Origin of the sequence: Vibrio sp. ER1A (assembly GCF_000733315.1) — a bacterium.
Taxonomy (GTDB): Bacteria; Pseudomonadota; Gammaproteobacteria; order Enterobacterales; family Vibrionaceae; genus Vibrio; species Vibrio mediterranei.
Window position 1 is genome coordinate 81,687 of sequence record NZ_JPJA01000095.1, and the last position, 16,508, is coordinate 98,194.

The 16,508-nt window shown below is 43.8% G+C and carries 17 protein-coding genes; 8 read left to right on the plus strand and 9 right to left on the minus strand.

Annotation, left to right across the window (positions count from 1 at the left end):
* Window positions 1-84 precede the first annotated feature (84 nt).
* The gene (locus tag HW45_RS25390) at window positions 85-432 is read left to right on the plus strand and encodes a hypothetical protein (RefSeq protein WP_038230763.1); all 348 of its coding nucleotides are present in this window, start codon (window positions 85-87) and stop codon (window positions 430-432) included.
* Between the two features lie 37 nt (window positions 433-469).
* Window positions 470-1,213, plus strand: coding sequence for a hypothetical protein (locus HW45_RS25395; RefSeq protein WP_038230765.1), 744 nt, complete (start codon window positions 470-472; stop codon window positions 1,211-1,213).
* 154 nt (window positions 1,214-1,367) lie between these two features.
* Here HW45_RS25395 and napH read toward each other — a convergent pair whose 3' ends face one another.
* The 3 genes from napH to HW45_RS25410 all read right to left on the minus strand — a co-directional run bounded on the left by napH (window position 1,368) and on the right by HW45_RS25410 (window position 4,064).
* Entirely contained in the window at window positions 1,368-2,219 is an 852-nt protein-coding gene (gene napH / locus HW45_RS25400) for a quinol dehydrogenase ferredoxin subunit NapH (RefSeq protein WP_038230766.1), read from the minus strand.
* A gap of 2 nt (window positions 2,220-2,221) precedes the next feature.
* Window positions 2,222-2,995 (minus strand): ferredoxin-type protein NapG, encoded by a 774-nt coding sequence (napG, locus tag HW45_RS25405; RefSeq protein ID WP_038230767.1) that lies wholly within the window; start codon window positions 2,993-2,995, stop codon window positions 2,222-2,224.
* 187 nt (window positions 2,996-3,182) lie between these two features.
* Entirely contained in the window at window positions 3,183-4,064 is an 882-nt protein-coding gene (locus tag HW45_RS25410; protein ID WP_038230768.1) for a LysR family transcriptional regulator, read from the minus strand.
* A gap of 111 nt (window positions 4,065-4,175) precedes the next feature.
* Here HW45_RS25410 and HW45_RS25415 point away from each other — a divergent pair, with 111 nt between their 5' ends.
* Together HW45_RS25415 and HW45_RS25420 are read left to right on the plus strand one after the other, a co-directional pair.
* Entirely contained in the window at window positions 4,176-5,567 is a 1,392-nt protein-coding gene (locus tag HW45_RS25415; protein ID WP_051868381.1) for an MATE family efflux transporter, read from the plus strand.
* 30 nt (window positions 5,568-5,597) lie between these two features.
* The gene (locus HW45_RS25420) at window positions 5,598-5,822 is read left to right on the plus strand and encodes a hypothetical protein (protein ID WP_038230771.1); all 225 of its coding nucleotides are present in this window, start codon (window positions 5,598-5,600) and stop codon (window positions 5,820-5,822) included.
* A 62-nt stretch (window positions 5,823-5,884) separates the two neighbouring features.
* Here HW45_RS25420 and HW45_RS29110 read toward each other — a convergent pair whose 3' ends face one another.
* A complete protein-coding gene (locus HW45_RS29110) occupies window positions 5,885-6,343 on the minus strand; it encodes a bactofilin family protein (protein ID WP_081875905.1) in 459 nt (152 codons plus the stop codon).
* A complete protein-coding gene (locus tag HW45_RS25430; RefSeq protein ID WP_038230781.1) occupies window positions 6,247-7,200 on the minus strand; it encodes a M23 family metallopeptidase in 954 nt (317 codons plus the stop codon). Before HW45_RS25430 ends, HW45_RS29110 begins: the two co-directional genes overlap by 97 nt.
* 397 nt (window positions 7,201-7,597) lie before the next feature.
* On the opposite strand from HW45_RS25430, the gene HW45_RS25435 reads away from it, so the two are divergent.
* Genes HW45_RS25435 through HW45_RS25450 form a run of 4 tightly spaced genes read left to right on the plus strand, consistent with a single transcriptional unit; the run spans window position 7,598 to window position 11,535 of the window.
* Complete coding sequence (locus tag HW45_RS25435) at window positions 7,598-8,554, plus strand: HlyD family secretion protein (RefSeq protein ID WP_038230782.1); 957 nt, start codon at window positions 7,598-7,600, stop codon at window positions 8,552-8,554.
* Window positions 8,555-9,481, plus strand: coding sequence for an ABC transporter ATP-binding protein (locus HW45_RS25440; RefSeq protein ID WP_038230783.1), 927 nt, complete (start codon window positions 8,555-8,557; stop codon window positions 9,479-9,481).
* Complete coding sequence (locus HW45_RS25445; protein WP_006070099.1) at window positions 9,478-10,578, plus strand: ABC transporter permease; 1,101 nt, start codon at window positions 9,478-9,480, stop codon at window positions 10,576-10,578. Before HW45_RS25440 ends, HW45_RS25445 begins: the two co-directional genes overlap by 4 nt.
* Window positions 10,579-10,602: 24 nt before the next feature.
* Window positions 10,603-11,535, plus strand: coding sequence for a LysR family transcriptional regulator (locus tag HW45_RS25450; protein WP_065311708.1), 933 nt, complete (start codon window positions 10,603-10,605; stop codon window positions 11,533-11,535).
* Window positions 11,536-11,627: 92 nt separating this feature from the next.
* Here HW45_RS25450 and HW45_RS25455 read toward each other — a convergent pair whose 3' ends face one another.
* The 4 genes from HW45_RS25455 to HW45_RS25470 form a co-directional block, all read right to left on the minus strand.
* Entirely contained in the window at window positions 11,628-12,341 is a 714-nt protein-coding gene (locus HW45_RS25455; RefSeq protein ID WP_038230785.1) for an oligogalacturonate-specific porin KdgM family protein, read from the minus strand.
* Window positions 12,342-12,658: 317 nt separating this feature from the next.
* The gene (locus tag HW45_RS25460) at window positions 12,659-13,813 is read right to left on the minus strand and encodes a tetratricopeptide repeat protein (RefSeq protein ID WP_038230786.1); all 1,155 of its coding nucleotides are present in this window, start codon (window positions 13,811-13,813) and stop codon (window positions 12,659-12,661) included.
* Between the two features lie 211 nt (window positions 13,814-14,024).
* Entirely contained in the window at window positions 14,025-14,894 is an 870-nt protein-coding gene (locus HW45_RS25465) for a MalM family protein (RefSeq protein WP_006070103.1), read from the minus strand.
* Window positions 14,895-14,980: 86 nt separating this feature from the next.
* A complete protein-coding gene (locus tag HW45_RS25470) occupies window positions 14,981-16,369 on the minus strand; it encodes a carbohydrate porin (RefSeq protein WP_038230787.1) in 1,389 nt (462 codons plus the stop codon).
* Window positions 16,370-16,508 lie beyond the last annotated feature (139 nt).

The window sequence follows — 16,508 nt, forward strand, 5'->3', positions numbered from 1 at the left end:
CAATAATGTGACTACATTTTTGGAATATGCTTAAACAACTTTTATCAGATTCTTCTGAGGAACAAACACAGCTGTAGGTTATATATGCCGTTTATCTATGCCATTAAAATTCACACTGATACCAAGGATGACGTAAATAAGAAGTTTCGTGCTAACAAACTTGAAGGTGAGGTGATCGTTGACCATTTAGGTCAGGTTTATATCTGCCCTCAGTTAAGTACGACTAAATGGAAATTTTACCCAAAGTCTAGCCAACTTATCGTTAGACAGGATCAACGCTGGAATACTGTTATTGAAGAAACGCTGCTGTTTATGGAAGCGCACTATTCCGTTTCAGTAACAGATAGAAAACCAAGCTGGATTAATATCAGCCAACCTTTTCGATGTCCCAAAATGGCTCTGTATATCAAGAGTCTGGATTTCGTCGCCTAAGTAAACTCAAAGACCATTTTCAATTAAGAGAAACTCTATGAATGTACTACGCTCGTTGTTTTGTTTTGTTACCCTTGGAACCGTCAGTACGTTACTTGGGTGTGGAGGAAGTAGTCCAACTAATCCAGAAGCTACCCTACCGCAACCTCAAAGTATGGTTATTCGTACATTTGACTTTATCGCTAGTCCCAGTGAATACACTGAAACTGACGTAATTGCTATGTCTCTAAAGGGAGAGAAACATGACTTGTTGAAAAACCAGTACTCTCGTCATATCGGTTACTCGAAAACCGTACAATTTCGAGACACAGACGACTTGGTTAACTTGTTAAACATTGAACTTATAAGTCGAAATGAACAGCAGGTGCTAGCTAATACTCAAATTGAACTAGTGGATAAAGCTCGCTATTGGGTTTTTAGTCTAGGTAATACCGACACCGATGACTATCAACTATACGCTCGACACCAACCCAACGTTCAACCCGTGGACGGCAAAGTGCCCGTTTTTATCCTAGATCTTGATGTTCACAAGCATATAGGTAAAACCGCGGTTCACATTGGTCAACAATCGCCGCCTATTGATATCTCGTCACACGGTGACTTCAAACAAATAAATATGTCAAAAGATCTTATGAATTTTGACCTCACCGTAAACTACAGCGACACCACGACCTTGGACTGCACAGTTTGGACTCCAGAAAAAGACTCAGTATGGAACGATAGTGCTTGGGTTGTATTCATCGTAAATGAACAGTGTCATCTTCGACATGTTGACCAGTAATTTAAAGGTATGATCATGCTCAGCATCTTATTAGCCGCTTATGTGTCCCTAGCCAATATTCACAAACACGCCATTGATAGAAAAGTAAAATGCAGCAAGCTTTTAGAATGGAACGTTACAGAGCCTAGACGCGACGTTCCATAACTTATGACTTCTAACTATGGTCTTGCTTTGAACTCGCAGTAAACTCGAGTACTTTTTCAGCACACACATCAATGCAGCGCCCACAGCTAATGCAATCTTGGCTCATAACACGTCTGTCCCCCTGTTTAAGGGGCTGCCTAAGAACATCGGGTTCAGGGCACACGTTATAACAATCCATACATTTAGTGCACGCCTCTCGGTGGGTTGCTTTAATTCTGATAACGCTCTTACGACCGATGATGCCGTAAGTTGCACCAAGTGGGCATAAATGCCCGCACCAACCGTGCTCAACCAAAACGAGATCAAGTAAGAAAACCAATAGAATTAGTACCCAGCCAGCACCCATCCCAAATACCAATCCACGATGTAACGATGCAACCGGGTCAATCCACGCCCACAACAGTGAACCAGAAACAGCACTACCCAGTAGAATCACCGGAATCAACCAATAGCGAAGTTTTGGAGACCATTTATAACTGGCTTTAAGATTGAGTTTACGTCGCATCCACGCTGCTAAATCGGTGACCATATTGAGAGGGCAAACCCAAGCACAGAACGCACGAGGAGCAATAAGAGCGTAAAACACAACAACAATAGCAACACCAATAAGAGCATTCACTTCTGGCCAGTGCCCTGTGGCCAATGTTTGCATCACGAGGAGTGGATCACTGAGAGGAATCACCCCAAATAACATGCTGGATGATAGGTTTCCTTCAAGGATTCCCCATGTTGGCCCCACCATGAATAGACCTATGATAGCGAGTTGGCATAACCTTCTTAAAATCAAAAAACGATGTGCCTTCCACCAGCCAAGCTCTTTTATCGCGTCTTTACCCGCATCTTTTGCGAGATTCTTAGCCATGGTTATTTCCTCCCGTCATTAATGCGGATGTGCTCACTCGGCGCTATCTCTGGTGTTTCAGGGAAGGTACCATCGCGAAGTTCTACCTTTTCTTCCCATCCAAGCTGGTAGTGGTCGCCCATATGGCCTTTAGCGAGTTCAATAGGCACAACCTTTATGACCGGAACATCGGTTACACATGCCTGCTCACATTTACCACAGCCTGTACAGTGGTCAGAGTGAACCGTTGGAATAAACTTGGCGTGGTAACCAGTGCGCTGGTTGCGAATTGGCTCAAGGGTAATTGCTTTATCGATGACCGGACACACTCGATAACAAACATCGCAGCGCAACCCCTGCCAGTTCAAACACTCTTCATGGTCAATAAGAACCGCGAGACCCATACGGGAGTCATCGATATTAGTAAGTGAATGATCAAGCGCACCACTTGGACACGCCACCACACAAGGAATGTCCTCACACATTTCGCAAGGAATATCACGGGCGGTAAAATATGGCGTTCCTGACGTTACAGGAGATAAAAGAGTTGCAAGCTTTAGCGTATCATACGGACAGGCCTGGACGCATAAACCGCAGCGCAAACACGCTTGGTCAAATTGGTCGCCAGCAAGCGCTCCAGGCGGCCGTATAGGCACTCCTCCACTGGTTTTTGCTTGCCCTTGTTTGGATTGTAACCCCAGTAAAGTCGCCGCAGCACCAACCCCGACCGCTGTTCTTGCTGCGTCACGTAGAAATCTGCGACGACTTTCAGAAGACTTATTGTTTTGCCTAGACATGCTCAGATCCTTTCACTTTTAGTCAAAGGTATTATTTAATTATACTACTTCCGAGCTCATTCAGATGAGCTGCGCTAGGCGAATTGTAGCTCTTCCATAGAATGTCCCTACTATACCAAAGGGTTATACTGAGAGTTGATTGATTAATATCAACTCTCAGTGAATACCTTCATCACAGTTTTGAATTTTATTGGTTTAATTTCATATCAGAGCAGACGGATAGGATATCTTGAATCACACGGTGTCGTTCTTTGCCCACTTGATAAAACAAACTAAAAGGCACTTGCCAATCACAACTTAATAGCGGGGAATGTTTCTTAACAACTCGACTCTTGCCCCACTTAGTCGATATCCAGTTGGGAAGAACTGCCCACCCATTTCGCTCAACGGCGGCTAACGTTTGCAGGTTTCCTCCTGTAACCCTAGAGTGAGAAGAAAAACGTTGAATTGCTCCCTCTGCCAACATCGTTCGTTCATTTACGTATTGAATTTCAAGCTGTATGTCTTCCAACGTAAAATCTTCCATAGGTTTGAGTGCACTTTGATCACCAACATAGATCCCATAAGACACATAGCCAATCAGCATAAAATCCACCGTTTTTTCTGGGTACAGTAAACCAAGGGATGGCATTATCGCGAGATCAATGTCCCCAGAGACAATACCGTCCAATGCTAATTTTCTACTTCGTTCCAGCCAACTAACTCGCACCTCAGGATGGAAGTTAAGTGCATGCTGCTCGATTTTCTGAATAGCCTCAATAGGAAAATCTTCGTTATACGCGATAGTCAGCATCGCCTTTTGTGGTGACTGTAACGTCTGTATATGAGCAAGAAGCTTATCATTTTGCCTCAATACTAAGCGAAACTGCTCAATCAGAGCTTCGGCTTCTTCGGTTGGTAAGGCAGCCCTTCCCTCAACATTAATCAATTTGAGATTAGTAGCGTCCTCCAACGCTTTGACCAGTTCACGAACCGTTGTCCTATCTTTGACTAATTGTCTTCCAGCCTGACTGTAGCTTTTACAATCGTATACCGCGACAAAAGCCGAAACTTGCTCAATAGTATGCATATATCACCACCAAGATTTGAACGGATATCCCCTACATAAGTGATTTTTATAATATATGACATACGTTCATAATAGCAGCAACTTTTGAGTTAGTTTGTGAAGTAAAAAAACATGCATATCAATCAATCTACCGACGGAAATCGTTCTCCATTGAGCTATTTCGATCTTTCCATGCTCAAAAGTCTATGGACCACAGCAATACCCATTACCCTGCAAACCATTCTTTTTTCCGGCAAAGGTGTTATTGATGTGGTCATGTTGGGTCAACTGACTGAGTTTGATGTCGCTGCCGCTGGTGTCGCAACTAAGATTCTGTTTGTCGCTACCATTTTGCTTTCTGGTATCTCAACAGGCGGAGCCATGCTTGCAGCCCAATACTTTGGAGCAAAGGATAAAAAAGGATTGCTTCGTAGTATTACTTTAACCTGGGGCATGACCAGTATAATGGCGGTGATGTGTATCCTATTGTTTAGCTTGTGGGGGATCAATATCATCCACCTAGCCAGTAACGAGGATACTCTTTCTCACTTAGCCAATACCTATTTGTTATTTGCTGCGCCCAGCCTACTGTTTATGGCTTATCAAACCAGTATTGCTGCGGGTTTACGATCCATACATCACGCCTCTACCGCCACTTTCTTTAGTGCTATCGGCATAGTATTGAACATTGCATTCAATTGGCTACTCATCTTTGGTTATGCTGGCTTGCCAGCGCTAGGACTGAAAGGTGCCGCGTTAGGAACTACCTTAGCTGCCATGTGTGAGGCCGTTCTCATCTGGCTATTCTTAAAACACCAAAATAGTGTTTTAGTTCTTCATCTCAACGGGTTTATCAGCAATCTTACTTGGGGTGATGTAAAACATTTCCTCTCTCTTAGTATTCCAACCACGCTAAATTTTTTTCTCTGGGCTATCGGTGTATTTGCTTATACCGCGATAATGGGACAAACCGGCACTGAAGGCTTAGTTGTCCTTTCAATCATTTCACCGATTGAGGCATTTTCTCTTAGTCTATTGGTAGGTATCGCAAACGCATCTGCCGTCGTGGTCGGTAATAATTTGGGCGCTAAGGATTACGATCGTGCTTATTATCAAGCGATATTTTTCGCTGTTATTGCCACGTTAGCCACCATGATTGTCGCACTTACCCTCTATTCAAAAAAGGATGTCGTATTAGGCTTGTTTGGCGCACTCACTCCTGAATCCTATGCGCTGGCGGAACGCTTTTTCTTAGTTTTATGCATCGGTATTGTTTTACGTTCAGTGCCAACTGTGATGGTGGTGGGTGTGCTGAGGGCAGGCGGTGACGTTAAATTCTGTCTTTATCAAGACCTATTAACCCAATGGTGTTTTGGTTTACCTATTGCGGCGTTCTTCGCCATCTATCTACGGTTTCCTGCGGACATCGTGTTCGTTGCCTTTTTCTTTGAGGCCATATTCAAATGGTTTGCTTGTCTATATCGTTTTAAAAGCCGAGCTTGGATGAATCATTTGGCCAAATAACTCACTTTTAGCTTCTACAAGGTTTTCAATATGAACTTACTCTCTTTATATGAAACTTATGGTGTCATCTTGGCGCTATTGGCGTTTATCGTGATTTACCTCTACGTCCACATGAAATACATTCGTCACCACGAATTACATAAACGCTTTCTAGCGGCTTTGTGGGCTCTGATGAAAAACACTATTCACGGTGAACACATTAGAACTCTGGGGTACAAAGAAGAGAAAGAAAGAAAAAAAAGAACTCGTCAATAAACGCAATATCACTCATCGAGATAAAGGCACAGCATCCACACGGTGCCTTTATACCATTCTGATTAAGCCGTTTTTTTTGCCTCTGTCTTAAGCTCAGGCTTTTTTGCTTCTTTAAGCATGGCATTTGTGCTCGAGGGCTCTTTGGATTTTAGGTTTACTACTTCGTGATCTGGAAACTCTGCCGTTTCACCAAAGAACTTACCGCCCGGCTCAATACTCAAATTGTTACTCCAGACTTTACCTTTAACCCGACCATTGGCGAGTATCTGAATATGCTCCGCATGACAATTGCCTTCGACAATACCGTTAACAATTAACTGTTTAGCAAATATCTCACCTTTCACTCGCCCCGACTCTGCAACGACGAGTGAACCTTCAACATGAACCTGTCCATCAACAATTCCATCGACTTGAATGTCACTTTCTAATTTGAGTTTTCCGCTAATAGCACAGCCTTTGGCGATGAGAGTTGCAGCTGCTGAGCGACTCTTTGTTCCACTGTTTTTACTAAAGATTCCCATCGTATTCCTCGCTCCTTTTTAAAGATATCTTCAAACTCATGCACACCCCACTCCACAAACGGTCTGGGGTTTAACGCTCGCCCAACAAAGCGAACTTCATAATGTAAATGTGGTCCAGATGACAGACCTGTATTGCCCGAAATGGCAATCAAATCCCCTTTACGTACAAACTGCCCATTCTTAACTTTGAAGCTCTTAAGATGTGAGTAAGAACTTGAAAATCCGAATGAATGCTGTAGTCGAAGAAAGTTGCCAGAACCTTTACTACTGCGCCTTGTTACCTCAACCACACCGTCTGCAGGGGCGTAGATTGACGTACCTGTATTCACAGCAAAGTCTAACCCTCGGTGCATTTTGACTTTCCCAGTCACAGGATGAGTACGTTTGCCAAATTGAGACGACATTCGATGTTTCCCCACAGGCGAACCACTCGGGATCTGGGTCAGCATCACCATTCGGATATTAGAGTGGATTGCCGCAGCATCCAGACGGGATTCCAACTCAATATCAGCGCCTTGGTCAGACACTCCCAGTACTTTCTCCAAATCAGTAAGTCGTTCAGAGACTAGCGCTATGCGCTCTTCTCTATCAGATAGGTCGTTCTCTAGGGTTTGTTTCAGGTCTTGTAAATTCGCCAGTTCGTCACCCAGTGTTTGCGACTCACTAGCAAGCTCTTTTTGTTTGAGCTGAGCGTAATCTACAACTTGATAGAGGTGTTGAATAAGCAGAGCACCACCAAACACCACCGCCACACTGATTCCGAGCAGGCTCTTGAGGCTCCTGCGCATCGATTTGCTCAACTGCCAGTGCTTTGAGCCGTTAATGGTTGAAATTGAAATCGTTAGTTGGTCTTTCATGTTTGATGCTGTCTTATCCGTGACTGTTGCAGAATATCCCTACAAACCAAGTTCACTGTATTGCTTAATTTTGTTGAACTAGGCGTTAATTTACGGAATACAGATGACAGGTACTAGTCAGAAAGTTCAAGGAAATGTCAGGACGTGACTTTGTGTCAAACAATAAACAAAAACTATATGTTAGGTTTAACAACTAGTTAAAAAGATCCGCGCTGAGAAGTAATCAGACTCTACCCCTTCTCCCTTGTCAGGCGTCCGTTGAAATTAATCACTATCTCAACTCTCAACGAATACCAATATCCAAAACGTCTTGACTTCATAACTTTATGAAAATTAGCTAGAAAATAATCAACTGGCTTCTAATATTGACTATATAGGTGATATTTGAGGGTTTTCTATGAAACGGTCGTTGTTCATTGTTTTCTCTATCTTGTTTTCTCTGGTGGGATGCCAAAGTGACGACAATGGCAAAGCACTAGGTACACTTGAGCGAGACCGCATTACATTTTCTTCTACCGCGAATGAAATCATTCGTGAGTTGCCTATTCGTGAAGGGAGTATGGTAAAAACAGGGGATGTTCTAGTTCGCTTAGACACCAAACGGCAAGAAGCGGTATTGGCTCATTCGATAGCTGAAGAAGCAAAAGCCAGTGCTTACTTACTTCGTCTAACCAATGGTGAAAGGCCTGAAGATATTGCAGCTGCGCAAGCTAAAGTAGATATGGCCCAAGCTCGATTGATCGAAGCGGAAAAGAACTACTCTCGAGCAGAAGAGCTAGTGCGCAAGAAGCTCGCGAGTCAATCGCAAAAAGACCAAGCGCTGGCTAACCGCGACTCAGCAAGAGCGGAGTTAAACTCTGCAACAGAAGAGTTCTCAAAGTTGACGGCCGGTACCCGACCCGAGGATATCACTCAAGCAGAAGCGGCCTTGGCTGCAGCTAAGGCCGATGTTGCGTTACAAACCCAGCAGTTGGATGAGCTCACTATCGTCGCGACACGTGATGGCGTACTTGATAACCTGCCATACAATCTTGGCGAACGAGTAGCTACTGGTTCCTTTGTTGCCGTGGTACTTGCAGACCGGGTACCCTATGCGAGAGTCTATGTTCCTTCATCAGTCAGGGTGAAGTTTGTCCCAGGTCTTGAAGTGCCTGTTCATGTGGACGGGTTAGATCAAATACTGACAGGTACAGTTCGTTGGGTCGCATCCGATCCGTCATTCACCCCTTATTATGCTCTAACTGAAGATGAGCGTTCACGCTTGATGTATCTGGCGGAGATCGACTTACCTGACAGTGCTCAAACACTTCCTACCGGAGTACCAGCTCAAGTTGACTTAGCGGGGCTGAAATAGATGAGCGAGATTGCCGTAACGGCCTCCAATATCACCAAAAGATTCGGTGACTTTACTGCCATCAATGGCATTAACTTGTCGGTTCCCAAAGGCAGTATTTATGGGTTTCTTGGGCCCAATGGATGCGGAAAATCGACCACTATTCGCATGCTAACAGGTCTGCTTAGTCCTACCGAGGGCACCGTTAATGTTTTGGGACTGGATATTCCTCAACAGTCAGAACAACTGAGACTAAAGATTGGTTATATGACACAGAAGTTCTCTCTGTATGACGATCTTTCTGTTCAGGAGAATTTGCAGTTTATTGGGCAAATATTCGGAATGAACCGCTCTTTTTGCAACAATCGAATAGAAGAGCAACTGAGCATCTACGGCCTTTCCAACCTCAAGAAACAACGAGTCAGCGGCATGAGCGGTGGCCAGAAACAGCGTTTATCCCTTGCGGCTGCGACCATGCACAGGCCCGAACTGCTTTTTTTGGATGAGCCGACTTCAGCCGTGGATCCTGAGAATCGTCGAGAATTTTGGGAACAGCTGTTTGATCTCAGTGATCAAGGCACCACTATCCTAGTGACCACCCACTATATGGATGAAGCTGAGCGCTGTCATCGATTAGCCATTATGGAAGCGGGAGAAATGCGCGCGGATGATGAGCCAGAAGTGCTGATGAATAATATGGGAGTCAACATTATCGAAGTGCGAGCGCCTCAATTACGAGCATTGAAAGAGAAGCTCATCGCTTGTGAAGAGGTTCGATCTGCAGCTCAGTTAGGAATCCGCTTACGCGTATTGATCTATCAATCCGTCGCTGACCCCATCTTATGGCTTAAAACGCGCTTCCCTGATTTAGCTCAGGCAGAGCTCACGCCGGCAAGGCCAAGTTTAGAAGATGTCTTTGTTTCCGTGACAGGTAAGGGCAGACAATGAAAAGCTTAACGCGCATGAGCGCCATAATGGTCAAAGAAATTCGTCAGCTCTCAAGGGATCGCATTACGTTTGGGATGGTTGTCATGATACCGCTCATTCAGCTTATTTTATTTGGATTTGCAATGAATACGGACGTGCGGAATATTCCGATTGCGATCGTTGATCAAAGCCAATCAGCTCCAGGGCGGATTATTGTAGAAGCCGTCAAGGTCACTCAGGTAGTCACCGTTAAAGCGCAATATCCAACGGTTGAGGAAGCAGAGGTTGCCATTCGTGAGGGTGTGGTACGTGCGGCGTTAATCTTACCTAACAACCTAACGCAACGTATTACTCATAAGCAGACACTAGGCCAATGGCTGGTCGACGGTTCCGATACTATGATCAGTTCTGCGCTTTTGGGCTTGCAAAACATGCCTATCAAAGAATTTGCGATCGCAGGCTACCAGCCAAGCTCTCCAAAAACCTTCGAAGCAACCCTACTCTATAATCCAAGTCGCCGATCCGCAGTGAATATTGTCCCTGGACTCTTAGGTGTGATACTGACAATGACGATGATTTTATTTACCAGTGCAGCCATCGTGCGAGAACGCGAACGAGGCAATCTGGAGTTGTTAATCACCACACCTATTCATTCCCTTGAGTTAATGATCGGTAAGATAGTCCCTTATATCTTTATCGGACTGATTCAGATCTTCATTATTTTAGGACTCGGTTGGGCGATTTTCAGCGTTCCCATAAATGGTCAAGTGAGTCAAATTCTGATGGGAAGTTTGCTATTTATAGCCGCTAGCTTAACTTTGGGTTTGGTGATTTCAACCATCGCGCAGACTCAGTTGCAAGCCATGCAAATGACCGTGTTTATCTTGCTGCCTTCTATCTTGCTCTCTGGATTTATGTTTCCTTATGAAGCGATGCCGAATGCCGCTCAATGGGTCGCAGAAGCTTTACCAGCAACTCACTTTATGCGCATGATACGCGGCATTATTTTACGTGGCGCTGATTTGTCTGACGTATGGCGTGATACCGTCTGGCTGGCTGGATTTACCGTCGTCGGTCTGATTGTTGCCGCCTTTAGATTCAAGAAAACTCTCGATTAACAGACAACGACACAGGACGTTGCTATGGACAACAAAAAGCTAGAAAGCAAACCTAACAAGAAGTTCGATCTAAACTTACTGCGAGTGTTTATTTCTACTTACGAAACAGAATCTGTGACCAAATCAGCAGAGCAACTCGACCTGACGCAATCTGCGGTAAGTAATGCGCTGACACGCCTTAAAGAAAATGTTGGCAAGGAACTATTCTCGAGAACTGGCCGAGGCATCAAACCGACACGCTATGCCAAAGAACTGTATGAGCAGACCCATGACCATATCATGAGTATAGAGAAAGTGATTCAAGGTCTAGAAGCATTTGATCCAAAGAAAACACAACGTACATTCGTCGTATATTGTCATGAAGCCGCTATGTTAAGGCTTCAGAAACGTCTTCATGTCTGTACTACCTATCCAAATATCGAGATCATCTTAAAAGAACTGCCTCCCAAAGATGCCAGAATCTACGAAGATCTTCAGATGGAGAAAGTGGATCTAGTTATTGATGTGTCGCCATCAGATAGCAAAGTATTTCAATCAGAATTACTGCACAGTGAAGGGCTAACATGCGTTGCCAGTAAAAATCATCCGCGTATACAGCAAGGTAAATTCGATAAATCCAACTATATGACCGAAAGTCATGTTCTACTGAATATCAGACGCCACAATCTCACATTTGTGGAATGGCTCGTCAGCGAAGTATTGCCACCACGAAAGGTGTTTAGCCAACACTCATCGTTACTAGGTATGCTTCCTTCCGTTTCGAACTCACAAGCAATTGCTGTTATACCTCAATCCGTAGCAGATCAATACGGCGACGTATTTCAACTACAAACTTTTCCTTTCCCATTTGAAACTAAAACCTTTGATTCCTATATGGTTTGGCCAAGTAAAATGAGTCACAACTCTGCCATTACATGGTTAAGACAGCAGATGGTACATCATCTGAAAGAGAGTTAAACAAAGGCTGGTTATAAAGATTAAAAAAGGCAGCACTATGTGCTGCCTTTTCAATTCGGTTTGACGCTAAGCGACAATCTATTCGGTAACGATTAGAAGTTAAACGTTACACCTGCACGGATACGGTTTTCTGTTTTGAAATCCGTGTATTGTGCATTCGCATATGTTTTATCAAGAATTTGATAATCTACGTATGGAGCCCATGATTCAAAGCCAGTGTACTTAACTTGGAATGTGTGTTCCCATTTGGTATCCGCTTGATCTTTACCATTGCCTGTGTATGCACCACCGTCTTTTTGGTTGATGTAAGCAGGGTTATACTCAAGTGCGAAATCATTTAGGTTATAACCAACCCAAAGGTCAACTTGGTTAGTGTCGTTTGTTTTAACCATAGGATCAGTGCTGCTAGATGCTGCTTGATAACGGTAACGAGCTGCAGTATAGAAGTTGCCTTCAGCATACGTTGCTTTTAGGTATGGACGGTATTCCATGTGGTCAGAACCGTTCCAGTATACGAAACCTGGAGTTAACGTGAAGTTATCGTTAATTGCCCAGTTGTAGTTTAGTTCTGTTTCGAATGCAGCAACGCTCTTACCCGAGTTGCTAAACAGTTTATCACCTTGAGCTTGAGTACCTTCAAGGTGGATTTGCCAATCTTCTGCAAAGTCAAAACCAGCACGTACACGAGTTTCGTACGTTTTAGCTTCTGTCTTGTAAGCACCACGAACGTCAACGTAGTTTGCGCTTGCAGGAAGGGCTACAGCAGCAACAAGTGCAGCCGCTAATGTCATTTTAAAAGTTTTCATGAAAAGCTCCGTATAGAACAGGAATGCCAAAAGGCATTAATTTAACGTGCGAGCGTTAAGGCCACTGCCAAGCATCCTTAGACGCCACACTAAAACTGAGCTCAGCATATTTTGTTGAGCATCATTTTTGTCAGGGGAATGTCAAAGTAGAGTTTGAAGTGATAGACATCACATCAAAATTGAACCGAAAGCTAATTTAGGGAACAAACCATTCTCAAATCGATAACAAAAATAGATTATTCGACTATTTATGATTCACACGAATCATAAATGAAACAAAACTAATCATTAGTGATAGATTCACCCTGCAAATGCGATTACTGATTGGGGTAGGAAGTGTGGTAGTTGGAATAATTATAATCAGATTCATTCGCTTGCATTGAGGCATCGTTATCAGCGGTCGTTTGCTGACTCTCTGAAGATTCCGTATTTGGCTGCTCTTTATTCAAAGTGTCTGCATCTTCAAGTGCAAAAAGAGGTAATTCTCTTTTATAGAGCTTGTTTAATGCCTTGATTAGCGAATGTTTCACCATCGGCCCAAACTGAAGTTTTTTAATGACGGGTTTTGCTAAAGATTGAAGCCCCACGACCGAGTCCACTCCTAATGTCGAACCCACCGAGTCTCTTGCTGATTTTGCAGCCTCATAACCTAAATAGGCGGACATAAAAAGCCAAATATAAGCGATAGCAGCACCATTAGGCTTAATGTCGCGCCATGCTTCACCTGCATAATACATAGCTTCTACATTGCCTTTCTCAGCCGCACGCTCTAACCAATAGCAAGCTCTGTCAGTATTTTGCTCAACACCAACACCATTGAGGTAATTCAGACCCAGTTTGGTCATGCCCTCTTCGCTTTGCTTTTCCGCGGCTTTTTCAAACCAAAGAGTCGATTGTTTAGGCGATGGTGTTGGGTTATCAGGAGAAATACTCCAGTCGCCCATATAGAGAATGGCCTCTAAATTTCCTTCTTCAGCAACTTCTTGGATGGTAGAGACACCTTTGGGAATATTGCGCTCGGTACCTCGTCCATAAATTAAAGCCTTAGCGGCTTCAAATTTGGCATGAGAATCCCCTTCAGTACCAGCAATACAAAGGCGCCAATAGTTTGCTTGCTCACGTAATACCAAGTCTTCGCGCTTTTTATCACTGAGACGAACAATGCCATACATCGCCGTGACGTTATCCAACTGCGCACCTTTATGGTACCAATACAACGCTTCTCTCACATTCTTGCGTTCGGCTTCTTTCGCTAAATACAAAATTGTGGGTACATGGCCCGTTTCCGCTTTATAAACACGCTCTTGCCTTTCTTGTTGACGCGCCTTTTCCATTGCACGTCGATAGGCAGCTTCACGCTCAAGACGCTCTTGCTCCATCCTCTTGCGTCGTAAGGATAGCGAGAACATCCAGATAAACGCCAATATGAGCGAAAGACTGGTTGCACCTATTGCAATAGAAAGTGTCGACATTGATTAATAGCTTTTTGGGTAACGGTTACTCTATATAGTAACGGCAGGAAGGGAGATTAATTAAGTGATATAGGCGATCTATTACACGCTTTTACAACTTAGTTTAGAGAAATGACGTTTGCTGAATATCTGCTTAGAGAAAAAGCCTCGAACCATTGCCGCTTCCTATACCGAGCAGAATGATTCGAGACGGGGTAAATTCTAAGTTATCTTACTTACGGCTGTTAATTGCTTTAACAAACGTTTCCTGAGCACCTTCGACGTTAAGAGCTTTCGCTTCATCTAGCAGGCTCAGAGCTTTAGGGATGTTGTCCTCGGCGACGGCTTTTTGGATCGCACTATGATAATAGCTTGTCGTCTCTGGTTGAATGGTTGCTGGAGCTGCTTTCACACTAGTTGCTACAACGCCAGTCGTTGCCGCTGTAACAGGTGCCACCATGGAATTATCAACTTTTCTAGACCCCAATGTGAGGGTCTCTATTTCTAAATTCAGTTCACCGACATAACTGTGTTTAAACTTAGGGTCAGTAACAATAGGTAACGGCTCCCCGCTTTCTTCTGCTCTCACCTTGGCAGGATGTGGTACTGAAACTAACTGGCCGACATCTGAACTGTTAGTGAACACAATCATGTAAGGTAATGACTGTGCGTCGACTTCAAAACTCGTTACATAACGATTCGCATCGAACATGTCTGAATAGCGAATATTGAATTCATCAAGAGTGATAGTTCTTACCACATTATATTCTTTGTCGAGTAATTGAACTGTCGGTGCTAACACTCGTTTTTTGAGCATTTTACTGCTCAGGGTTACCTTTACTTTGCCAGAACGAGGAGAGAACTCGAACGCATTGAAAAAGCTCTTACCGGTTTTGAATTCCCATACAGGAGATGATTCATCAATTACAAAACCAACATCTTCAGTCTTATCCAACTCCACCCAAGCAAAATCTTTTTTACTGATACAGCAAACGTCTTCTGACTTCATTTGAGCATCTGTGATGGTGGGCTCAACACCAGAGTTACTCGCACAACCAACCACACTTAGTCCAAGTACTAGCGCCAAAATATTTTTGTTCATAATATTCCACCATTTTAGAAAAAGAAGGCAGTCCTTAGACTGCCTTGTTAGATTAAGACTTCATCTAGTAAATTCAACTAGGTTGATTAGAACCAGATTTCAGCTTCGATACCGAATCGAGTATCACTACCTTTCGATGATTGCGACCATCCATAAGAATCATCGCTAGATGACATATAAGCAATGTATGGTTTGATCTGTGGACGTCCCCAGTAGTCTGCATTCACAGTGAAAACAGGTGCTAATGTAGCTGAGTAGAAATACGTTGTATCGTCTGTACGCCATCCCTTAGCTGTTTCGCTTGCCGCTGTTAAAACTGCTTCCCAACGGAAGTTGTCGCTTACTCGGTACGTAGGAGTTAAGCCCAAGAATGCGCGAGTTACGCCATCCTGCGCGCCCCAGACCTGGCCACGATCATTGTTATCAATGTTCCAATAAACGATTTCTGAACCAAGTTGAACGTTTTCAGTAATGTTGGCAACACCGTAAGACGTTAAGAATAGAGAGACATCGTCTTCTGCCCATCCACCATTCCAGTTACCGAAGTTTGTACCTTTAGTTGCCGCAATGCCTTTACCATAAGTAACACCCGTTAATGACCAGCCATCAAAACCGTAGTAGTCGCGAGAATAAGTAATACCAGCGCCAATACCATTTTCAGCTGCATCTGGTGTATTAGTATCTACACGATATTGATCTGAATGAGCACGTACTTGGTACTTAAGGTCGAAATCAAAGCTTCCGCCGAGTCCTTTAATACCATATAAGTAAAGGTCTAGTGACGTTAATGTTGTACTACGACCATCATCTAGCGTATTACAGTATTTGCCGTTTACAGTCTCGTCATAATCCGGACCGTTATCCGGTGTAACTGTGTTCACACAATAACCATCACCAGGATCAGCAGAAACTACTGCAAAACCTAAGTTATCCGCAAAATCTAGGCCTTTATATTCTACACCCGCACCTAGACCCGAAGACTGCTTCCAATATTCTTTCGTGATAATACCTGCTTGACGGTTCAAGTAACGTTTACCAGCCCAGATGCTGGTGCCTTCAGCAAACATTGAAAGGTCACCAAGCTCTACATACGCTTCTTTAAACTCTAATTGACCTGACGAAAGGTGACTGTCGTTACCGCCTGAAGAACCATAGAAACCACGACCATTACCACCCTCGTTGTTACCATATTCTGTCTTTAGAACGTATTTAGACCAAGCGCCGTTTTCGTAGTTATTGCCTTTAGTTACCGTAAACTCTACTTGGTTAGGGTTACCAGAGAAAGCTGCACCCGCTGCGCGATAGTCACGGCGGTGCTCCCAAGTTTCATTAAGTTGTAGCGACTCACCTACGTTATATAGAAGGTGTCCATAACCATTAACTTGCCAACCTTCTTGTACTTTGTCTTCCGCCATCACAGCGCCTGAAGCTAAAGCACCCACCACTGCAGCAGCAATTACACTTACTTTTTTCATTAGAAAACTCCGTTTAACTTATCGTTATATTCAATTTCATTTTCCAAAACGCCGCAGAGGCAGTACTGATGCGTTTAGGTCTGAAATATTTATCGGTTTAGGGTCCCGAGTTGATTGAACCGAGATTCCGCAGCATATT